This is a genomic window from Geomonas sp., assembly GCF_035254065.1.
GTDB lineage: Bacteria > Desulfobacterota > Desulfuromonadia > Geobacterales > Geobacteraceae > Geomonas.
Genome location: NZ_DATFBA010000140.1, coordinates 1 through 22,029, shown reverse-complemented (window position 1 = coordinate 22,029; position 22,029 = coordinate 1). Strand labels below are relative to the sequence as shown.

The window sequence follows — 22,029 nt, the reverse complement described above, 5'->3', positions numbered from 1 at the left end:
GGGTAGCGAAGATGAGTCTTTTGTCGTTAGCGGGTTATACGAAAGTCGCCAAACCAAGGTGTCGCCGCGGTTTGATGTTTTTAACTTACCGAAATTCCCCACCATTTACCACCTCCCCGGCAGCTCCTCCTCCCCGTTCGTTAAACCCTTGGAAAATCTCTAAAAAATACACTTCCGCAGCACAGTTTTGCCTTGACATCGCGGTAACCCTTTCGTATAGTTCCAGTGGAAAGTGGTATAAAGTGGTATAAAGTGGCAAAAGGTGCCGGGGAAGCCATGTTCAGAGGGAAATTCGACACAACTATCGACGCGAAGGGACGCACCAGCATTCCCGCGAAATTTCGCGATGTTCTGGTCGAAACCTTCGGCGACGAGCGCTTTTTCCTCACCAAATCGAGCCCGGTGCGCCTCGCTGACGGCGAAGTCTGCTACGGCCTGACCATCTATCCCTACCAAAAATTTCTGGAGCTGGAAGAGCGCCTCAAAGACGGCAACGGGCTCGGCCTGAGCCTGGCGGCCCTCGATGCGGTCCGCAGGACCATCCTGGTGCCGGCGGTGGAACTGACCGCCGACAAGCTCGGCCGGATGCTGGTGCCGAGCGATCTCAGGAAGACCGCCCAGCTCGACAGCAAGCTCCACTTCGTCGGCATGCAGTCCAAGGTCGAGATCTACAGCGAGTTGGTCTGGGCCAAGGTCTGCCAGCAGGACGAGCAGAACTTCCCGGTGGACTCCTCGGCGCTGGCCGGTCTGGGGCTCTAGATGGAGGACTTCCACCACATCTCCGTGATGCCCGACGAGGTACTGGCGGCGCTCAAGCCGCAGTCGGGCGGCATCTACGTGGACGGCACCCTGGGGGGCGCGGGGCATGCGGGGCTGATCCTGACCGCCAGCTCGCCGGAGGGGGTGCTGATCGGCTTCGACCGGGACGCCGAGGCGATCGCGGCGGCCGGCCAGAGGCTTTCCCCCTTCGGAAGCCGCGCGAGGCTCTTCCAGAGGAACTTCGCCCGCATCGCCGAGACCCTGGCCGAGATCGGGGTGGACGCCATCGACGGCTTCGTGCTGGACCTGGGGGTCTCCTCCCACCAGCTGGACCGCGAGGAGCGGGGCTTCAGCTTCATGCAGGACGCACCCTTGGACATGCGCATGGACCGAAGCGGCGGGGCGACCGCCGCCGACCTGGTCAACACGCTCTCCGAGGCGGAGCTCGCCAAGATCATCACCGACTACGGCGAGGAGCGCTGGTCCAAGCGGATCGCCTCCTTCATCGTGAAGGCGAGGGAAGAGCAGCCGATCGAGACCACCCTGCAACTGGTCGATATCGTGAAGGGGGCCATCCCCAAGGCCAAATGGGAGGAGCGCCTCCACCCGGCCACCAGGACCTTCCAGGCCCTGAGGATCGCGGTCAACGAGGAGCTGAAGAGCCTGGAGAACGGGCTTGCCGACCTGCTCAGGCTGCTGAAAAAGGGTGGGCGCGGGGCGGTGATCTCCTTCCACTCGCTGGAGGACCGCATCGTGAAGGAGTCCTTCCGGAGCGCCGCCACCGGCTGCACCTGCCCGAAAGAGCTCCCCATCTGCGTCTGCGGCAAGAAACCGCAGTGCAAGGTGGTGACCGGTAAGCCGCTGATGGCAACCAAAGAGGAAGTAGCCGCCAACCCGCGCTCCCGCAGCGCCAAGCTGCGGGTCGTGGAAAAGATAGTCTAGAGAGTCGAGAGAGGTACGCCATGGCAATAAGCAAAGTCGCCTACGACAAGGTAGCAGCACCGGTAAGGATAAGCGGTGTCGCCAGGGAAAACTGGGTCAGCTTTCCGTACCTGATCGGGGTCATGGTACTTTTGACCCTGGTCTCCATCTTCCACGTCTGGTCCAGGGTCGAGGTGATCGACCTCAACCTGAAGATCGCCGACGCCGCGCGCCAGTTGAAGGACGCGCAGCAGGAAAACAAGCGCCTCAAGGTGGAAGTCGCCTCCCTGAAGACCCCCGCCAGGATCGAGACGCTGGCCAAGGGTGAGCTGGGCATGGCGCTCCCCACCGACCAGCAAGTGGTCCTCGTCAAGTGATCGAGAAGACGGAAAAATGGGCGAGGATGCGCATGCGCTTCGTCGCCCTGCTCTTCATCGCCGTCTTCGCGGTGACCGCCGGACGCGCGCTGTACCTGCAGGTGTTCCAGAAGGACAAGCTGGTCAAGATCGCCGAGAGGCAGCATAACCGGATCGTTCCGCTCACCCCGGGCAGGGGCGCGATCTATGACCGGAACTCCGCTCCCCTGGCAGTATCCATCGAGATGGACTCCTGCTACGCGGAGACCCGCAACATGGAGAACATCCCGGAGGGGGCCGCCAAGCTGGCGCCGCTTCTGGGGATGAGCGTGCCGGAGCTGGAAGGGAAACTCAAGGCCGCCAAGAACTTCGTCTGGCTCGCCCGCAGGCTGCCGCCGGAGCAGGCCAAGAAGATCAAGGACCTGGACCTGGACGGCATCGGCTTCGCCAAGGAGAGCAAGAGGTTCTATCCGAACTCCGAAGTCGCCTCGCACGTGGTAGGCTTTACCGGTGTCGACCCCGGCGGCCTGGAGGGGATCGAGAAGAAGTACGACTCCACCATTCTGGGCAACACCGGCTACCTGGTCACCGAGCGCGACGCCCTCGGGCGCGACATCGACCTCAAGAAGGGGGGGGAGGCCAAGGCGGGCTCCAAGGGGAGCAACGTCGTCCTCACCCTGGACAAGAACATCCAGTACATAACCGAGAAGGAACTCGCCAAGGCGGTGGAGAAAAACGGCGCCAAGGCGGGGATCGCCATCGTCATGGAGCCCGACACCGGCCGCGTGCTGGCCATGGCGAACTACCCGACCTTCAACCCCAACAGCTACTTCAAGTACGGGCCGGGCGCCCTGAGAAACCGCGCCATCTCGGACAGCTTCGAGCCGGGCTCCACCTTTAAGGTGCTGCTGGTCTCGGCGGCCCTGGAAAGCAAGGTGATCAGGCCGGGCGACCTCTTCAACTGCGAGGGGGGAAGCTACAGCATGTCCGGCAGGACCATCCACGATACCCACCACTATGGCACCCTGAACGTCGGGCAGATCCTCAAGTACTCGAGTAACATCGGCGCCGCCAAGATCGGCACCCGGCTCGGCCCCGAGCGGCTCTACCAGGCGCTCAGCTCCTTCGGCATCGGCCAGAAAAGCGACATCGACCTCCCCGGCGAGGCGGGCGGCATGCTGAGGGCGCAGACCAAGTGGTACCCGATAGACCTGGCCACCATCTCCTTCGGGCAGGGGGTGACCGCCACCGCCCTGCAGATCACCGCCGCGGTCTCGGCGGTGGCCAACGGCGGCAACCTGATGAAGCCGTACCTGGTGGACCGCCTCACCAACGACGACGGCGAGGTGCTGCAGCAGTTCGGTCCCCAGGTGAAGAGAAGGGTCATCTCCGAGTCCACCGCCCGGACCGTCGCCCGCATGCTGGAAGGGGTGGTCGACGAGGGGGGGACCGGCACCGCCGCCGCGGTGGACGGCTACACGGTGGCAGGCAAGACCGGCACCGCCCAGAAGGTCGATCCCGCCACCCACGGCTACTCGGCCAGAAAGCGCACCGCCTCCTTCGTCGGCTTTGTGCCGGTGGACAAGCCGAAGCTGACCATCCTGGTGGTGGTTGACGAACCGACCACCAGCCCGTACGGCGGCATAGTAGCCGCCCCGGCCTTTTCGGCCATCGCCCAGCAGTCCCTTTGCTACCTGAAGGTGCCGCCGGTGAAGAGCGTGAAGAAGAAGGCGGAGCCGGTGCTGGCCGCCAAGAACGAACCGACGCCGGTTCCCGCGGCAGCGGAGGGGGGCATCGTGGAGGGGAGCGATGCCACCGGGGCCATGCCGGACTTCCGGGGGATGAGCATGCGGCAGGTGCTGAGGATCATGGAGAGGCGCGGTCTCAACGTGAAGCTGCAGGGAAGCGGCAGGGCGATCGAGCAGCACCCGTCGCCGGGAGCTCCCATCAATACGCAGGAGGAAGTTTGGGTCCGGTTCGTACCGTCGGCCTGATACCATGGGGGAATCATGAAACTCGCGGAACTGCTCGAGTGCCTGGATGGGGCACGCATCACCGGTGACAGCGATGTCGAGATAGAGGAGCTCTATTACGACTCGCGGCAGGTGGGGCCGGGCGGGCTCTTCTTCGCGCTGCGGGGAGTAAAAAGTGACGGCACTCTGTTCATAGAGGCCGCGGTGAAGGGAGGGGCGGTCGCCGTCGTTGCGGACCGCCCCTGCGCCGTTCCCGGGGGGGCTACCTTGGTGGAGGTGAGCGACGCCCGGCGCGCCATGTCCCTGATGGCGGCCCGCTTCTACGGCGAGCCGACCGCCAGTATCCCGACCGTCGGCATCACCGGCACCAACGGCAAGACCACCACCACCTACCTGATCGAAGCGATCATGGCGAAGGGGGGCTATCCCCCGGCGGTGCTGGGAACCATCAGTTACCGCTTCGGCGAGACCTTCATCCCGGCCCCCAACACCACCCCCGAATCGGTGGACCTGCAGAGGACCCTGAGGGGGCTGGTCGACCTGGGGGCGCACGGCGTGGTGATGGAGGTCTCCTCGCACAGCCTGGAGCAGCGCCGCGCCGACGGCTGCCAGTTCGACGTGGCCGTCTTCTCCAACCTGACCCGCGACCACCTCGACTACCACCCCAGCATGGAGGCCTATTTCGAGAGCAAGCTGCGGCTCTTCACCGACCTCATGGCTCCCACCCCGCGCAAGCCGCGGAGACACGCGGTGGTCAACGTTGACGACGAGTACGGGAAGAGGATAGCCAAGTGCGCCGCCGCCACGGTGATCAGCTACGCGGTGGAGGAAGATGCCGACATCACGGTGGACGAAGTCGACTTCTCCGTGCAAGGGATCCGCTGCAAGCTGGACACGCCGCGCGGCGAGCTCTCGCTCACCTCGGAGCTGCTGGGCCGCTTCAACCTGTACAACATCCTCTCCGCGGTGGGGACCGGGATCGCGCTGGGCATCTCGGACCAGGCCATCCAGGATGGGATCAAGGGACACCAGAAGGTGCCGGGCCGCCTGGAGCGGGTGGATAACGACCAGGGGATCACCGTGCTGGTCGACTACGCCCACACCGGCGACGCACTGGAGAACGTGCTCACCACCCTCACCGAACTGAAGACCGGCCGCATCATCACCCTGTTCGGCTGCGGCGGCGACCGCGACAAGGGGAAACGCCCGGTGATGGGGGAGATCGCCGCACGCTACAGCGACCTCGCCGTGGTCACCTCCGACAACCCCCGCACCGAGCAGCCGCAGGCGATCCTCCAAGACATCCAGGCCGGCATCGCACCGCTTTCGCTCAAGGAGTACAGCGCCGAGGAGATCGCCAACGGTTTCGACGAAAAGGGATTCGTTACCATCGAGTCCAGGCGCGATGCGATCGGGGTGGCCATGCAGGCAGCGCGCCCGGGCGACATAGTGCTGCTGGCCGGCAAGGGGCACGAGGACTACCAGATCCTCGGCACCGAGAAGTTCCACTTCGACGACCGGGAAGAGGCCGCCGAGGCGCTGAAGCTGAGGGGATAGAATGAGTTGGCTGTGTCAGATAAGTTGTAGAAATATGCAGACAGGTTGCACAATAGAAGTTGTTGCACATCAGAAAGGTTGGGGTTTTGGTCAAGAAATCGGCGCCCACGGCGCCTGCAAGAAATACGAGAACTAGAGGAAGCATGGCGACATTCACCCTTCAAGAGATAGCCGAAGCGACCGGCGGGACCCTTTCCGGGGATGCCGTCGCCGTCGCCAATGGCGTCTCCACCGACTCCCGCCAGGTTGCCGCCGGACAGCTGTTCGTGGCCCTGCGGGGCGACCGCTTCGACGGCCACGATTTCGTGGCCGCCTCGGCGGAGAAAGGGGTGGCCGTCTTCCTGGTGGATAACGACTGGGCCGTTGCCAATCAGCTCCCCGCCGGCTGCTCCGCGGTGGTGGTACCCGACACGCTCCGCGCCCTGGGCGATCTGGCGGCCTGGCATCGCCGCCGCTTCCAGATCAAGGTGGTGGCCATCACCGGCAGCAACGGCAAAACCACCACCAAGGAGATGCTGGCCGGCATCCTCACCGCCACCGGCCCCGGCATCAAGACGGAAGGGAACCTGAACAACCTGATCGGCCTCCCCCTCACCCTGCTGAGACTCACCGGCCGGGAGCGGTGGGCGGTGGTGGAGATGGGGATGAGCGACTTCGGCGAGATCGACCGTCTGGCCGAGATCGCCGACCCCGATGTCGGCATCATCACCAACGCCTTTCCCGCCCACCTGGAGAACCTGGGGAGCGTGGAAGGGGTGGCCAAGGCCAAAGGGGAGCTGTTCCTGCGCCTGAAGCCCGGCAGCGTGGCGGTCTACAACGTGGATGACCCGCTGGTCTCCAAGTGCCCGACCCACCTGAACGTCACCCGCCTCACCTTCGGCTTGCGGGGTGCCGAGGTCTCCAGCGCCTCCATCAAGAGCCTCGGCAAGCTGGGCGAGAGCTTCACCCTGCGCCTCCCGGACCAGGAGCAGCCGGTCGCCCTGAAGGCCTTCGGGCAGCACAACATCTACAACGCCCTGGCCGCGGCGGCCGCCGCCTACTCGATGGGTATCTCCGGCGAGGTGATCCGCGCAGGGTTAGAGGAGTTCACCCCCTACGACAAGCGCTTCCAGCTGGAAGAGGTGGGCGGTGTGATCCTGATCGACGACAGCTACAACGCCAATCCCGCCTCCATGGCAGCTGCCCTGCGCACGCTGAAGGAGGTCCGGGAGGAAGGACGGGCGGCCGCGGCTCTGGGCGACATGCTGGAGCTGGGCGAGGGTAGCGAGCAGGCGCACCGCGAGCTGGGCAAGCTGGCTGCGGGGTGTGTGGAGCGGCTTTATCTCTTGGGCCAACTCGCCGGCGAAGTGGCCAAGGGAGCGCTGGAAGGCGGGCTCTCCCAGGAAAACGTCCTGGTGGCCAAGGATCACGATGAGATAGCCAGCGCGCTGACCAGCTGGCTGCAGGCCGGCGACTGCGCGCTCTTCAAGGGCTCGCGGGGCATGCGGATGGAGCTGGTGGCTCGGGCGGTACGCGCGGCCCTGGCGGCCGAGGCGAAAGGGGGGCACCACTAATGCTGTACCATCTCTTATTTCCGCTGGCTTCCTCCTACAAGCTCTTCAACGTCTTCAAATATCTGACCTTCAGAACCATCTACGCCATGATCACCGCCCTGGTGCTCTCCTTCATCGTCGGCCCCTGGGTGATCCGCCGCCTGGAGAAGTTGCAGGCGCGCCAGGTGATCAGGACCGACGGGCCGGAATCGCACCTGAAGAAGCAGGGGACCCCCACCATGGGAGGGGTGCTGATCCTGGTCTGCATCGTGGTCCCTACCCTGCTCTGGGCGGACCTGACCAACATCTTCGTCTGGCTCACCCTGGGGGTGATCATCTGCTACGGCCTGCTCGGCTTCGTGGACGATTACAAGAAGGTGGTGGAGAAGAACCCCAAGGGGCTCTCGCCGCGCCAGAAGATGTTCTGGCAGATCATCGTCGGTGCGGCGGTCGGCATCATCCTCTACACCCTCCCCGGTTTCTCCACCGAACTCTACCTCCCCTTCTTCAAGAAGGTGCACCCGGAGCTGGGGCTCTTCTACATCCCGTTCGTCACCCTGGTCATCGTCGGCGCGAGCAATGCGGTGAACCTCACCGACGGCCTGGACGGCCTCGCCATCGGGCCGACCGCCATCAACGCCGCCACCTACATGCTCTTCTGCTACATCGCCGGTAACGCCAGGCTCTCCGGCTACCTGCAGATCCCCTACGTCCCGGGGGCCGGCGAACTGGCCATCCTGTGCGGCGCACTGGTCGGCGCGGGTCTCGGCTTCCTCTGGTACAACTCCTACCCCGCCGAAGTCTTCATGGGCGATGTCGGCTCCCTGGCGCTGGGGGGCGGGCTGGGCACCCTGGCGGTGCTGACCAAGCAGGAGATCCTGCTGGTGATCGTGGGTGGCGTCTTCGTGGTGGAGGCGCTTTCCGTCATCTTCCAGGTCGGCTCCTACAAGTACCGCGGCAAGAGGATCTTCCGGATGGCCCCCATCCACCACCACTTCGAGCTGAAGGGAGTGGCCGAGCCCAAGATCATCGTCCGGTTCTGGATCATCACCATCATCCTGGCGCTGGTGGCCATCTCGACCCTGAAGATGCGCTAACAGCGGGGCAAGGAAAAAAGTTCGATTTTTAAGTGATTTTTCACCCACTCAGGGCCCCTTTTAGGGTAATATACTGGCCGCTTTTTAGGTCCCTCTCCACCGACCAGACCCCGACCGGCGGAGCATAAAGTTGGGCCGTTCGTGCTGAGCCAGTCGAAGCAGGGCTTCCAACTTTTCCAGCCTGAAAAAAGCGTAAAGGTTTTAGGCCTTCGACAGGCTCAGGGTGAACGGCTAAGGAATTTTTTGGCTACAGAATCGCAGGTAGAGAAAGGCAGCAATGGAATTAGCAGGCAAGAAAATACTGGTTGTCGGCCTCGCACGCACGGGCGTCGCGGTGGCGCGCTTCCTCGCCGAGGCCGGTGCGCGGGTGACCGTGACCGACATGCGCGACGACGAGGCGCTGGCCGATACCTTGAACGAGCTCGCCGACCTGGACATCGATTACGAGCTGGGCCGTCACGTCCCCCACAGCTTCCTGATGGCGGACCTGATCGTGGTGAGCCCGGGCGTGCCGATGGACATCAAGCCGCTGATGATGGCCCGCTCCCAGAAGCGGCGCGTGATCAGTGAGGTGGAGCTCGCCTCCTGGTTCATCAAGACCCCCATGGTTGCCATCACCGGCACCAACGGCAAGACCACTACCACGACCTTGACCGGCGAGATCTTCCGCGGCTGCGGTTTTGAGACCTTCGTGGGGGGTAACATCGGCAATCCCCTGATCGAGCTGGCCATGAGCGGCCAAGAGGTCGAGCGGGTGGTGGTCGAGCTATCCTCCTTCCAGCTGGAAGGGGTGGAGAGCTTTCATCCCCACGTCGCGGTGCTGCTCAACCTGACCGAGGATCACCTGGACCGCTATCACAGCTTCCAGGAGTACATCGACGCCAAGCTGCGCATCTTCGAGAACCAAACCGCGGACGATTACGCCGTCCTGAACATCGACGATCCCCTGGTGGCCGCCTGCGCGGACAAGTTGAAGGCGCGCATCTTCCCGATGAGCCGCCTCTCCGAGCTGGAGGAAGGGATCAGCTACCGCGACGGCTTCATCACCTTCGCCCACAACGGCAAGGTGCTCACCTTCGGCACCGAAGGGTTCCTCTTGAAAGGGGTCCACAACCTGGACAACATCATGGCCAGCCTGGCCGCCACGCTCCTCATGCGTTGCGACGGCGACTGCGCCTACCAGACGGTGCGCACCTTCAAGGGGCTGCCGCACCGGATGGAGTTCGTGGCCGAGGTGAACGGGGTGGGCTACTACGAGGACAGCAAGGGGACCAACGTGGGGAGCGTGGTCAAGTCCCTGGAGAGCTTCGAACCCGGCATCACCCTGATCGCCGGCGGCAAGGACAAGGGTGGTTCCTACGAGCCGCTGGCCCCGCTGGTATCTGCCCGTGTCAGCCACCTGATCCTGATCGGCGAGGCCAAGGAGCGCATGAACGAGGCGCTGGGCTCGCTGACCGATACCCACTTCTCCGAGACGCTGGAGGGGGCGGTCGCGCTGGCGCATAAACTGACCGACCCGGGCGGGGTCGTGTTGTTCTCGCCGGCCTGCTCCAGCTTCGACATGTTCAAGGATTACCTGGAGCGAGCCAACTGCTTCAAAGGTGCGGTCCGGGCACTGGCAGCCGAGGGGGACGCGTGAAGCGACTGGAGGGATTCGACATCATCGTGCTCATGATGGTGGTGATCCTCACCTGCTTCGGTGTGGTCATGGTCTACTCCGCCTCCTCCGTGATGGCGGCCAAGAAGTACCACGACGGCTTCTACTTCCTGAAGAGGCAGTCCATCTACGCGCTGATCGGCTTTGCCGGCATGGCGGTCGCCATGCACATCGACTACCACGTCTGGAAGAAGTGGGCGGTGCCCCTCTTCTTCGGCTGCTTTTTCCTGCTCCTTTTGGTCTTCGTGCCGGGCATCGGCGGCGCCGCCAAGGGGGCTTCCCGCTGGATCAGGCTGCCGGGCTTCAACTTCCAGCCCTCCGAGCTCGCCAAGGTCGCGCTGATCATCTACATGGCCTATTCGCTGGACAAGAGGCAGGAGAAGCTTCGGCAGTTCGCCTCCGGGTTCTTCCCCTACCTGCTGATCCTGGGGGTCTTCATCATGGTCCTCCTGAAGCAGCACGACATGGGCGCCGCCATGACCATGGGGACGGTCGCCATCGTCATGCTGTTCGCCGCAGGGACCAGGGTGCAGTACATCCTGGGGATGGGACTGGTTGCGCTCCCCGGAGCCTGCTACCTGGTCTTCACCGAGGCCTACCGCATGCGCCGCATCACCGCCTTCCTCGACCCCTGGCAGGACCCGACCAACGCGGGTTTCCAGATCATCCAGTCCTGGCTCGCGCTGGGGACCGGCGGCTTCTTCGGGCAGGGGCTGGGGGAGGGTAAGCAGAAGCTCTTTTACCTCCCCGAGGCCCACACCGACTTCATCCTCTCCGTCTGCGGGGAGGAGCTCGGCTTCATCGGGGTGATAGTGATCGCCAGCATGTTCCTGCTGCTCGTGCAGCGCTCGATCCGGGTGGCCATCGCCGCCGAGGACAACTTCGGGCGTTTCCTCGCTTTCGGGATCGCCATCCTGATCGGCATGGAGGCCTTCATCAACATGGCAGTGGTCACCGGCATGCTCCCCACCAAGGGGCTCGCGCTTCCCTTCGTGAGCTACGGCGGCTCCTCCCTGATCATCTCGCTCTGCGCGATCGGCGTGCTCCTGAACGTCTCCACCAGGATGAGGGGGGCGCAATGAGGCTGATCGTGGCGGGAGGCGGCACCGGCGGCCATCTCTTCCCGGGCATCGCGGTGGCCGAGGAGTTCCTGGCCAGGGCGCCGGAGAACGAGGTCCTCTTCGTGGGGACCAGCCGGGGGATCGAGGCCAGGCTGCTTCCCAAGCTCGGCTACCGGCTGGAGCTGGTCTCTTCCAGCGGCATGAAGGGGCTCGGCACGGCACGCAAGCTGATGAGCGCCGGGAAGCTCCTCTACGGCTACGCGCAGTCCAGGAAGATCCTGAAGGAGTTCAAGCCGGACCTGGTGCTGGGAGTGGGTGGCTACGCCTCGGCGCCGCTGGTACTGGCCGCGCGGGGGATGGGGATCAAGACCTTCATCCATGAGCAGAACGCCATCCCCGGCATCACCAACAAGTTCCTGGGGCGCCTGGTGGAGGGGATCTTCATCTCCATGCCGGAGTCGGCCGAGCTGTTCCCGGAGAACAGCACCCTGATGACCGGCAACCCGATCCGCAAGGAGATCCTCTGGAGCTTCCATGAGCGGATTCCGACCGTCGGCGACGGCTTCAGCCTGCTGGTCTTCGGCGGTTCCGCCGGCGCGCACCGCATCAACACCGCCATGATCGAGGCGCTCCCGTTCCTGGAGAGCGTGAAGGATCGGCTGAGGATCACCCACCAGACCGGGGAGAAGGACATCCAGGAGGTGCGGGAAGGGTACCAGCAGCACGGCTTCCAGGCCAAGGTGACCGCCTTCATCGACGACATGTCGGCGGCCTACGGCGCATCGGACCTGGTGGTCTGCCGGGCCGGCGCCACCACCATCGCGGAAGTCACCGCCTGCGGAAAGGCCTGCATCTTCATCCCCTTCCCGTACGCCGCCGACGACCACCAGCGAAAGAACGCCGAATCCCTGCTGCACAGGGAGGCGGGGCTGATGATCGTGGAAGAGGACCTGACCGGCGAGAAGCTGGCAGCAGAGATCCTCGGCCTGATGCAGGACCCCGATCGGCTGGCCCGGGTGGAGAAGAACGCCAGGAGCCTCGCCCAGCTGGACGCCGCCCAGGCCATCGTGGCGGCCATGATGGAGAAGGTTAAACAGACCCCCTGAAGTGGGGAGCCTTTAAGTCCCCCTTGATAAAGGGGGATTTAGGGGGATTGCAGTTAGCCGTAGGTCTAGTAGCAAATGCAATCCCCCCTGACCCCCCTTTATCAAGGGGGGGGACGTGAACGCGAAAGGAAATAAATGTACGGAAAGATAGAGAAGATACATTTCGTCGGCATCGGCGGGATCGGCATGAGCGGCATCGCTGAGGTGCTCCTGAACCTGGGCTACAAGGTGTCCGGTTCCGACCTGCGCTCCTCGGAGATCACCGAGCGCCTGGCGGGGCTGGGTGGCGAGATCTTTTTCGGCCACGCCCGGGAGAATATCATCGACGTGGACGTGGTGGTCATCTCCAGCGCGGTGCACGACGACAACCCGGAGGTGATCGAGGCGCACGAGCGGCTGATCCCGGTCATCCCGCGCGCGGAGATGCTGGCCGAGCTGATGCGCATGAAGTACGGCATCGCGGTGGCCGGCACCCACGGCAAGACCACCACCACCTCCATGGTGGCGACGCTTCTGTCCAAGGGTGGCATCGACCCCACCATGGTGATCGGCGGCAGGCTGAACTCGCTGGGGACCAACGCCAAGCTCGGCCAGGGGCAGTTCCTGGTCGCCGAGGCGGACGAGTCCGACGGCTCCTTCCTGCTCCTCTCCCCGACCATCGCCGTCGTCACCAACATCGACGCCGACCACCTCGATTTCTACAGCGGCATCGAGGAGATCAAGGACACCTTCGTCGAGTTCATCAACAAGATCCCCTTCTACGGGCTGGCCGTGCTCTGCCTGGACAACGGCAACGTTTCCGACATCCTCCCCAAGGTCAAGAAGCGCTTCACGAGCTACGGCCTCTCGGCCCAGGCCGACTACCGGGCCACCGACGTCAGGCTCTCCGGCTTCACCACCACCTTCGTGGCACACCACAAGGGGGTGAGGCTGGGCGAGATCACCTTCTCGATGCCCGGTGCCCACAACGTGTTGAACGCCCTGGCCGCCATCGCGGTGGCCCGTGAGCTGGACATCCCCTTCGAGCTGATCCAGGAAGGGTTCGCCGCTTTCGGCGGGGTGGGCCGCCGCTTCCAGATGAAGGGGGGCGTGAACGGCGTGATGGTGGTGGATGACTACGGTCATCACCCCACCGAGATCCGCGCCACACTGGCCGCCGCCAAGTCCGGCTGGGACCGCAGGCTGGTGGTGGTCTTCCAGCCGCACCGCTACACGCGGACCAAGGAACTCTTCGAGGAATTCGTGAAGGCCTTCCACGACGCGGACGTGCTGCTCATGACCGACATCTACCCGGCCGGCGAGCAGCCCATCGAGGGGGTAACAGCCGAGAACCTGGCGACCCGCATCCGCAGGCACGGCCACCGCGACGTCACCTGGATCTCCGACCGCGAGAAGCTCTGCGACCACCTCCAGCAGCTGCTGCAGCCCGGTGACATCCTGCTCACCCTGGGAGCCGGCAACGTCTGGCAGGTCGGCGAGACCATGCTGAAGCGGCTGCCAGGCGGGGAGGGGTAGCTTGCGGCGCGAGTCCCTGGAAAAGGTCGCCCGCGACCTGCGCGGCGAGGTGAAGTGGGACGAACCGATGTCCCTGCACTGTGGCCTGCGCGTAGGAGGACCCGCCGATCTCTTCATCGAGCCCGCCGACCTGGCCGACCTGAGGGACGCCATCGCCGCGCTGGAAGCCAACCACATCCACTACCTGGTGGTGGGGGGCGGGTACAACCTGTTGATTCGTGACGGCGGCATCAGGGGGTGCGTGATATCCCTGCGGGGTCTGGATACCCTCAAGCCGCTGCCCGGCGCCCGGATGGAGGTAGGAGCCGGGGTCACCAACGCCATGCTCTGCCGGGTCGCGGCGGAAGACTGCCTGGGAGGGATCGAGTTCCTGTGCGGCATCCCCGGCACCTTCGGCGGCGCGATCGCCATGAACGCCGGGGCGCATGGCAGCGAGACGCTGCCGCATGTCGAGAAACTGACCACCCTCAGGCAGGGCGAAGTGGTCACCCAGATGGGGCCCGAGCTGGAATTCGGCTACCGTTTCCTGAAGCTGCAGCCGGGCGAGATCGTGGTATCGGCCATACTCCGCTTGGAGCCTGCCGAGCGGCGGGTGATCGAGGATCGGATGGCAGGCTACCTTGCCCTCAGGGGGAAGAGCCAGCGGGTCGGCTATCCCAATGCCGGCTCCTTCTTCAAGAACCCGCCGGGAGAGCATGCCTGGAAGCTGATCGAGGCGGCTGGTCTGCGGGGGGTGAGCGTAGGCGGAGCGCAGGTCTCCGAGGTGCACACCAACTTCCTGGTCAACAAGGGAGGAGCCCGGGCCACCGATTTTCTCGCCCTCGCCGCCCTGATCAAGCAGCGGGTGGAAGCCACCTCGGGAGTCATGCTGGAAGAGGAAGTAAGAATAGTAGGCGAAGGCTAAGCCGTGGAAGATTCCATCGCGAGCACCTACATAGTAAACTGTCCCCTCGTCCGAAAGTCCCCTCTCCCGAAGGGGGAGGGCTAGGGAGGGGGGCCTCAGCTCCATTTTAATACGGAGCCTCATACTGAGTCGAGGCAGCGCTCCCCCCACCCAGCCTCCCCCTTCGGGACAGGAGAGTCAGGAGGGGCGGAACAAAGTTTCGGAAAGAATGAAAGGACACGAAATGACCGTCGAGGAGCTGAAGAATAAGAAGATCGGAGTGTTGATGGGCGGGCTGTCGGCCGAGCGTGAGGTGTCCCTCAACAGCGGCGCCGCGGTGCTCAGGGCACTCACCGACCAGGGCTTTAACGCCGTCGGCATCGACGTCGGCCGCAACCTGGCGGCCCAGCTCTCCGCCGAGAAGATCGAGGTCGCCTTCGTCGCCCTGCACGGCCGCTTCGGCGAGGACGGCTCGGTCCAGGGCGTGCTGGAACTGATGGGGATCCCCTACACCGGCTCCGGCGTGCTGGCGAGCGCCCTGGCCATCAACAAGATCTTCTCCAAGACCGTCTTCCGCGCCGCCGGGCTTACCGTGGCTCCCTACCAGATCCTCAAGCGTGGCGAGCACCTGACCCTGGCCCACCCGCTGCCGGTGGTGGTCAAGCCCTCGCAGGAGGGGTCGTCGGTCGGCGTCAGCATCGTCAAGGAGCAGGCTCAGCTGGAGCCCGCCATCGCCGAGGCATTCAAGTACGACGCGGAGATCCTGATCGAGCGCTTCATCGACGGACGCGAGGTGCAGGTCGGCATCCTGGACGGCAAGGCCCTGGGCGCCATCGAGATCGTTCCCAAGAACGAGTTCTACGACTTCGAGGCGAAGTACACCGCCGGCATGGCCGAGCACATCCTGCCGGCGCGGCTTCCTGCCGCCATCTACGAGGAAGTCCTGAGAGCCGGCGAGAAGGCCCACGCATGCCTGAGCTGCGATTGCTACAGCCGGGTCGACTTCCTGGTGACCGCGGCAGGCGAGCTGTACATCCTGGAGGTCAACACCCTCCCCGGCATGACCGACCTGAGCCTCCTCCCGGAGATCGCCGGCGGCGCCGGCATCAGTTTCAAGGAGCTGGTGGTGCGGGTGCTGCAGGCAGCCTCGCTGAAGATCTAAACAAGCACCGTGGAGCGGGGGGTGCGTTTCTTTCTGTCGATGAGGGAGCGCGCATCGTCCCCCCCTTGATAAAGGGGGGACAGGGGGGGAGAGCTGGAAACAGCTCGGAAGAGTTGAAGTAGCAAAGCTTGTTGCAGGAGTTTCGGGTTTTGGTTGTGCGGCAATCGGGCCGCGTGTGATGAGGTGAGGGTATCCAGATGCGCGATCTGCATACGAAAAAAGAGCGACAGCAGCGCCAGGTAGCCCACAACCGGGTGAAGAAGGTGCCCAAGAAGCGCAAGCCGATCAACTGGCGTCCCATCGTCACCTGGCTTTCGCGTGGCATCGGTGCGGCCGCCATCTGCGTCGCCGTCGGCGCGGGGAGCTGGAAGCTCTACCACGTGATCTCCCGCACCACCCTCATGCGCCTGGAAACCATCGAAGTCTCCCCGCTCAAGAAACTCACCAGGAATGAAGTGATCGCCCTGGCCGGGGTCAAGCCCGGCGACTCCATGCTCGGCCTGAAGCTCAAAACGGTGGTGGACCAGGTCGCCAAGAACCCGTGGGTCGAGCAGGTCCAGGTCCACCGTTACTTCCCGCATACGCTGTCCATCTCGCTCTCCGAGCGCACTCCCAAGGCGGTCGCCAACGTCGGCTGCCTCTACTACCTCGACCCCAAAGGCCAGCTCTTCAAGGCCCTGGTGGAGGGGGACCGCCTGGACTACCCGCTCATCACCGGCGTCACCGAGGACGACCTGGCGAAGGACCCGGTCGGCTCCCGCGAGGCCTTCAAGAACGCCCTCGCGCTGGTGGACACCCTCAGGGCGGGCAAGGTCTTCGGCCTGGAGGACGTCTCGGAGATCCACTACGACAAGGGGTACGGCTTCACCCTCTTCACCATGGTGGGTGGCGTACCGGTCAAACTTGGCAACGGCGGCTTCCAGGACAAGCTCACCCGCTTTGCCGGCATCTACGTGGATCTGAAGCCGCAGATGCAGATGCACGCACTTGATTACATCGATCTTGATTACGGCGACAAAATTATAGTTAAAAAAGTATGACTGAAAGGGGGAGTTTATGTCCGGCAGAAGAGATAATTTGATCGTAGGTCTCGACATCGGCACGACCAAGATCTGCGCCATCGTGGGGAACCTGACCGAGGACGGCCTCGACATCGTCGGGATCGGCACCAGCCCGTCCAAGGGGCTCCGCAAAGGGGTGGTGATCAACATCGAGAGCACCGTGGCCGCCATCAAGAAGGCGGTCGAGGAAGCGGAGCTCATGGCGGGCTGCGAGATCAAGTCGGTCTACGCGGGGATCGCCGGCGGCCACATCAAGGGGTTCAACTCCCAGGGTGTCATCGCCATCAAGAACCGCGAAGTCTCGCCGGAGGACGTGAAACGCGTCATCGAGGCGGCCAAGGCCATCGCCATCCCGATGGACCGGGAGGTGATCCACATCCTCCCCCAGGAGTTCATCATCGACGACCAGGACGGCATCCGCGAGCCCCTCGGCATGAGCGGCGTGCGCCTGGAGGCCAAGGTGCACATCGTCACCGGCGCGGTGGCGAGCGCCCAGAACATCGTGAAATCCTGCAACCGCGCGGGCCTGGAGGTGGCTGACATCGTCCTCGAACAGCTCTCCTCGTCCGAGGCTGTGCTCTCCCCCGACGAGAAAGAACTGGGCGTCGCGCTGGTCGATATCGGCGGCGGCACCACCGACATCGCCATCTTCGTGGATGGCGCCATCAAGCACACCTCCGTCCTCTCCCTGGGCGGCAACCATCTGACCAACGACATCGCCGTCGGGCTTCGCACCCCGATGGCCGAGGCCGAACGGATCAAGCAGAAGTACGGTTGCTGCCTCTCGTCCCTGGTCGGCAAGGACGAGACCATCGAAGTCCCCAGCGTAGGCGGACGAAAGCCCCGCGTCCTCTCCCGCCAGCTTCTCTGCGAGATCCTGGAGCCGCGCGTTGAGGAGATCTTCACCCTGGTCAACCGCGAGATCGTCAAGAGCGGCCTGGAAGACATGATCGCCTCCGGCGTGGTGATCACCGGCGGCTCCACCATCCTGGAAGGGATGCCGGAATTGGCGGAGCAGATCTTCAACCTCCCGGTCCGTCGCGGCCTCCCCCAGAAGATCGGCGGACTCACCGACGTGGTCAATTCCCCGGTCTACGCAACCGGCGTCGGCCTGGTCGTCTACGGCTCCAAAAACGTTGGGGTCCACGAGTTCCCGACCCAGCAAAGCGACGAGACCGTGTTCCGCCGGGTGAGCAAAAGAATGAAGGATTGGTTTGGAGAATTTTTCTAAGAAAAAAGAAAAAGTGGAGCCATTTTTGGCTTCCAATGAATGGCAAAACGTAGTATAAAACCGGTTAATTTATTGACTTTCGCCGGGGGGCGCGACAAGGGAGGGCGGTACATGTTTCAGTTCGATGAGAGCATCGATCAAAGTGCGAAAATTAAGGTAATTGGCGTAGGCGGCAGCGGCGGCAATGCGGTCAACACCATGATGGCGAGCGGCGTGCTGGGCGTCGATTTCATCGTGGCCAACACCGACGCCCAGGCGCTCCGTATGTCGAAAGCGCCGGTCAAGATCCAGATCGGCACCCAGCTCACCAAAGGTCTTGGTGCGGGCGCCAACCCCAACGTCGGCCGCGACGCCGCGCTGGAAGATAAAGAAAAGCTGACCCAGGCGCTGCAGGGCGCCGACATGATCTTCATCGCCGCCGGCATGGGCGGCGGCACCGGCACCGGTGCTGCCCCGGTCATCGCCGAAGTGGCCCGCGAGCAGGGCGCACTCACCGTCGGCGTGGTCACCAAGCCGTTCACCCGCGAAGGCCGTCAGCGTCTGGCCAAAGGCGAGGACGGCATCAAGGAGCTCAAGAAGCACGTCGACTCCCTGATCGTGATCCCCAACGACCGTCTGCTCGGGCTGGCCGGCAAGTCCATGTCCATCCTGGACGCCTTCAAACCCTCCGATGACGTGCTCCGCCAGGCAGTGCAGGGCATCTCCGACCTGATCACCCAGTCCGGCCTGATCAACGTCGACTTCGCCGACGTGAAGGCCATCATGAGCGAGCGCGGCATGGCGATGATGGGCATCGGCCTGGGCACCGGCGAGAACCGCGCCATCGACGCGGCCGTCCGCGCCATCTCCTCCCCGCTGCTCGAGGACATCGACATCTCCGGCGCCAAGGGCGTGCTGGTCAACATCTCCGGCTCCGCCTCCATGACCATGGACGAGTTCGACGCCGCCAGCAAGATCATCCACGAGAAGGTGCACGAGGACGCCAACATCATCGTCGGTCTGGTCATCGACGAGACCCTGGGCGAGACCATCAAGATCACCGCTATCGCCACCGGCTTCGGCGATCGCTTCGACCTCGAGAAAGGGCGCCACGAGCTGAAGAACGTTTCCCACATCGCGCGTCAGCCCGAAGTGAACCGTGAGATCCCGACCTTCATCCGCGAGAAGCAGCAGCGCGACACCCAGATGAGGCAGCGCAGCTTCCTGATGGACGAGGAAGACCAGTACGACATCCCGACCTTCCTCCGCAAGTCCGTCGACTAAAGAAGCCTCCCAGCCCCCCGAAACGAAGGCCCGGTTCCTGAAAAGGAGCCGGGCCTTTTTCGTCACCCACCGTCTCTTCCCACTCCAATCAACTCCCCCTCGCCCCCCGGGAGAGGGCCGGGGTGAGGGAAGCCTCCTATTCCAGCGCCGCAACACCAATCGATATTGTTTGCAAAGGACAAGATTATCTGTAAATCTGGACTTGCTTAATGGAGAGCCCTTGTCAATGAATCAGCCGCAGAGTGAACAGCGAAACCGTGTGAATTTTGTGACCGTAGCGATTCTGTCAATCGGCTTGGTCAGCGCGCTGGTGATTTATTTGACCGCCGGAGAGGCCCCTGACAATCCGCTGGGAGACCAGATCGACACCTCCAAGATCTATCAGCGAAACATGGAGATGTTTGCCGGCAAGGCCAACCTGCTCGGCCAACAGATCAACGACTGGTTCCACACCCTCTGGCACGGCAAGCCGCTGGCTCTGACCGTGGCCGTGATCACCATCGTCGTCGCTCTCCTCTACCGCTTCATCGCCTCACCCATCCCCCCGGACAACAGATGACTTCCGACTAGCTCACTCCTCCTCCCGAGTTCCATCCCCATAACGTTGAAACGAGGTCCCCCCCTTGATAAAGGGGGGTCAGGGGGGATTGCTTTGGATGCAGCCTTCCCTCACCCGGCCTGCGGCCACCCTCTCCCCTAAAGGGGCGAGGGTACAATTTTCAATCGAGAAAGCCGACCCATTTCACCCGGAGCGTCGCCACGCCGAACTCCTTTTCCACGATCCCCTTCAAGAGATACGGCCGCCGCTGCGACAGTTTCCTGCAAAACCGCGCATAGACGTCCGGGAAAAAGGTGGCATCGAAGATGGCGGTGACGTCCTCGAAGGAGACGAATTCCATCGGCCGCCCGTGCTTGTCCTCCACCATCTTGGTGGTGATCCACCAGCCGACCATGGTCACCCATTTCCCGGCGTAGTTGATCAGGTCGGCACCCTTGATGGGGCGATGCCGCAGCCACTGCTCCTTGTAAAGCGTGAGCGGGTGCACCGAGACCAGGAAGCCGAGGGTTTCCGCCTCCTGTCGCAGCACCGTTTTCGCATCGTAGGGAGGCATCTGCGGCAATTCTGTTTTCTGCTCGAAGAGAAGTGACGACGATTGCTGCTGGTAATGCAATAGTTCCCAGAGCAGGGTCGGCCGCTTCTCCTTTCCTTCCAAGCTGTCGAAGCAGCCACCCTTGATCAGCCGCTCGACGTCCGAGCGCGTCGCGTTAACCCGCCGTAAAAAATTCTGGAAGGAGCCAAACTTTCCTCCTTCGCTCCTTTCCTTCAGCAACTTGTCGACGCAGTCCGTCGTCAGTCCGTCGATCTGCATCAACCCCACCCGAAGATTTTTGCCTCGTCCGGTGTAGCGGTGCTCGCTCTCGTTGATGTCGGGTGGAAGGATGGCAATTCCCAGCCTGCGGCATTCTGAGATATAAGCGAATGCCGAGTAATAGCCCCCTTGGTTGGAGATGACGGCAGCCAGGAACTCGGCTGGATAATGTGTCTTCATGTAGGCGGCCTTGGCGCTCAACAACGCATAGCTTGCCGAGTGAGGCTTGCAGAATGAGTAGCCGGCGAAGGAGAGAATCTGCTCCCATACCGCCTGCAGGACCTGCTCGCTCACCCCCTTGGCAGCGCCGCCGGTGAAAAATTTCAGCCGGAAATCCGCCAACCGCTTTTCCTTGTGCTTCTTGGTGATCACCTTCCGGAGCTGGTCCCCCTCGCTGGCGGAGAAACCGGCAAGTTCCATGGCGATCTGGGTGATCTGCTCCTGATAGATGGCAATCCCCAGCGTCTCGTCCAGCACGCTCTCCAAAAGGGGATGCAGGTGCGCCCACGGCTTACCCTGCATGCGCGCCACGTACTCCTGGATAAAGCTGTTGGCGGCCGGCCTGATGATGGAGGAGGCCTGCACCAGCACCTCGAAGATGTCGAAGTTGAAGGTAGTCGGCGGAGCGGTGGTGCTCCAGATCTTTCGTAGCAGCAGGCGGATAGAGGGTGATTCCAGGTAGAAGCAGCCTATGGTGAGGCCGCTTCGCAGCATGGTGCAGGCCTTCTCATCCTCCAGCGGTTGCCAGCGTGCGTAATCGATCTCCACGCCGCAGTTACCGTTGGCGGCGGCCATGGCGTCGCGCACCACCGCGAGAGAGCGGTTGCCGAGGATGTCGATCTTCACCAGTCCCGCGTCCTCGGTCTGGTCTTTTTCCCACTGGATGAGCGGCAGTCCCTTGCGCGAAAGCTCCACCGGGACGTACTTGCGGATCTCGTCCGGAACGATCACGATCCCGCCGCAATGCAGGGAGAGGTGGCGCAGTTGCCCGTTCAGGCGCCTTGCCGTGGAGAGGATCTCCTCCCAGTCCTGGGAGAGTTGCTCACCCTTGAAAAGAGGATGCCCGGCGATGGCGGCTGCGCTCTGCTCGGCCTTCCAGTAACCGGAGATCCGTTCCGTCATCTCCTTGATCTCGTACTCCGGCAGCCCGTAGACTTTGGCGACCTCGCGCAGGGCCGATCTCCCCTTGAAGCCGACATGGTTGGCGACCATGGCCGCGCGCTTGGCGCCGTAGCGCGCGAACGCGAAATCGAGGATCTGGTCGCGCTCGTCCCACGGGAAATCCATGTCGATATCCGGCGGATCCGTTCTCCCTTCGTTGAGAAAACGTTCGAAGAAGAGGTTATGCCTGATCGGGTCGACATGGGTGATGCCGAGGCAGTATGCGACCAGCGAGGCGGCAGCACTTCCCCTGCCACAGGTCCGCTGCGACTGCTTGGAAATCTCCTCCACCACCAGGAAATAGTGGGCAAACCCTTTGTCTCGGATGATGGAGAGTTCCTTGTCAAGGCGGCTCTCTACGGCG

Annotated in this window: 18 protein-coding genes; 17 read left to right on the top strand and 1 reads right to left on the bottom strand. The window is 63.4% G+C overall.

Features of this window, described 5'->3' with window-relative positions:
• The first annotated feature begins 276 nt into the window (after positions 1 to 276).
• From mraZ to VJ604_RS06890, 17 genes are all read left to right on the top strand, one after another.
• A complete protein-coding gene (gene mraZ, locus VJ604_RS06970) occupies positions 277 to 759 on the top strand; it encodes a division/cell wall cluster transcriptional repressor MraZ (RefSeq protein WP_324081010.1) in 483 nt (160 codons plus the stop codon).
• Positions 760 to 1,701, top strand: coding sequence for a 16S rRNA (cytosine(1402)-N(4))-methyltransferase RsmH (gene rsmH, locus VJ604_RS06965; RefSeq protein ID WP_324081008.1), 942 nt, complete (start codon positions 760 to 762; stop codon positions 1,699 to 1,701). It begins immediately after the preceding gene.
• A 20-nt stretch (positions 1,702 to 1,721) separates the two neighbouring features.
• Positions 1,722 to 2,057 carry a cell division protein FtsL gene (gene ftsL, locus VJ604_RS06960; protein ID WP_324081006.1) on the top strand — a complete coding sequence of 112 codons (336 nt, stop codon included), beginning with the start codon at positions 1,722 to 1,724 and terminating at the stop codon, positions 2,055 to 2,057.
• The gene (locus VJ604_RS06955) at positions 2,054 to 4,030 is read left to right on the top strand and encodes a PASTA domain-containing penicillin-binding protein (protein ID WP_324081004.1); all 1,977 of its coding nucleotides are present in this window, start codon (positions 2,054 to 2,056) and stop codon (positions 4,028 to 4,030) included. The genes ftsL and VJ604_RS06955 overlap by 4 nt, the downstream gene beginning before the upstream one ends.
• A gap of 15 nt (positions 4,031 to 4,045) precedes the next feature.
• Positions 4,046 to 5,566, top strand: coding sequence for a UDP-N-acetylmuramoyl-L-alanyl-D-glutamate--2,6-diaminopimelate ligase (locus VJ604_RS06950; protein WP_324081001.1), 1,521 nt, complete (start codon positions 4,046 to 4,048; stop codon positions 5,564 to 5,566).
• Between the two features lie 143 nt (positions 5,567 to 5,709).
• Positions 5,710 to 7,119, top strand: a complete 1,410-nt coding sequence (locus VJ604_RS06945; RefSeq protein WP_324080999.1) for a UDP-N-acetylmuramoyl-tripeptide--D-alanyl-D-alanine ligase — start codon at positions 5,710 to 5,712, stop codon at positions 7,117 to 7,119.
• Positions 7,119 to 8,195 (top strand): phospho-N-acetylmuramoyl-pentapeptide-transferase, encoded by a 1,077-nt coding sequence (gene mraY / locus VJ604_RS06940; protein WP_324080997.1) that lies wholly within the window; start codon positions 7,119 to 7,121, stop codon positions 8,193 to 8,195. The genes VJ604_RS06945 and mraY overlap by 1 nt, the downstream gene beginning before the upstream one ends.
• 277 nt (positions 8,196 to 8,472) lie before the next feature.
• Entirely contained in the window at positions 8,473 to 9,834 is a 1,362-nt protein-coding gene (gene murD, locus VJ604_RS06935; RefSeq protein WP_324080995.1) for a UDP-N-acetylmuramoyl-L-alanine--D-glutamate ligase, read from the top strand.
• A gap of 32 nt (positions 9,835 to 9,866) precedes the next feature.
• Complete coding sequence (gene ftsW / locus VJ604_RS06930; protein ID WP_324081014.1) at positions 9,867 to 10,934, top strand: putative lipid II flippase FtsW; 1,068 nt, start codon at positions 9,867 to 9,869, stop codon at positions 10,932 to 10,934.
• A complete protein-coding gene (gene murG, locus VJ604_RS06925; protein WP_324080993.1) occupies positions 10,931 to 12,019 on the top strand; it encodes an undecaprenyldiphospho-muramoylpentapeptide beta-N-acetylglucosaminyltransferase in 1,089 nt (362 codons plus the stop codon). Before ftsW ends, murG begins: the two co-directional genes overlap by 4 nt.
• Positions 12,020 to 12,154: 135 nt before the next feature.
• Entirely contained in the window at positions 12,155 to 13,534 is a 1,380-nt protein-coding gene (murC, locus tag VJ604_RS06920; protein WP_324080991.1) for a UDP-N-acetylmuramate--L-alanine ligase, read from the top strand.
• A gap of 1 nt (position 13,535) precedes the next feature.
• The gene (gene murB / locus VJ604_RS06915) at positions 13,536 to 14,438 is read left to right on the top strand and encodes a UDP-N-acetylmuramate dehydrogenase (protein ID WP_324080989.1); all 903 of its coding nucleotides are present in this window, start codon (positions 13,536 to 13,538) and stop codon (positions 14,436 to 14,438) included.
• Positions 14,439 to 14,661: 223 nt separating this feature from the next.
• Positions 14,662 to 15,579 (top strand): D-alanine--D-alanine ligase, encoded by a 918-nt coding sequence (locus tag VJ604_RS06910; protein WP_324081012.1) that lies wholly within the window; start codon positions 14,662 to 14,664, stop codon positions 15,577 to 15,579.
• A gap of 197 nt (positions 15,580 to 15,776) precedes the next feature.
• Entirely contained in the window at positions 15,777 to 16,619 is an 843-nt protein-coding gene (locus VJ604_RS06905; RefSeq protein ID WP_324080988.1) for a cell division protein FtsQ/DivIB, read from the top strand.
• A gap of 16 nt (positions 16,620 to 16,635) precedes the next feature.
• Positions 16,636 to 17,871, top strand: a complete 1,236-nt coding sequence (gene ftsA / locus VJ604_RS06900; RefSeq protein WP_324080986.1) for a cell division protein FtsA — start codon at positions 16,636 to 16,638, stop codon at positions 17,869 to 17,871.
• Between the two features lie 111 nt (positions 17,872 to 17,982).
• Positions 17,983 to 19,134 (top strand): cell division protein FtsZ, encoded by a 1,152-nt coding sequence (ftsZ, locus tag VJ604_RS06895; protein WP_324080984.1) that lies wholly within the window; start codon positions 17,983 to 17,985, stop codon positions 19,132 to 19,134.
• A 268-nt stretch (positions 19,135 to 19,402) separates the two neighbouring features.
• On the top strand, positions 19,403 to 19,693 hold the full coding sequence (locus VJ604_RS06890) for a hypothetical protein (RefSeq protein ID WP_324080982.1): 291 nt from the start codon (positions 19,403 to 19,405) through the stop codon (positions 19,691 to 19,693).
• Between the two features lie 160 nt (positions 19,694 to 19,853).
• Here the strand turns inward: VJ604_RS06890 and dnaE are convergent.
• On the bottom strand, positions 19,854 to 22,029 hold a 2,176-nt coding region (gene dnaE, locus VJ604_RS06885; RefSeq protein ID WP_324080980.1), incomplete at its 5' end, for a DNA polymerase III subunit alpha.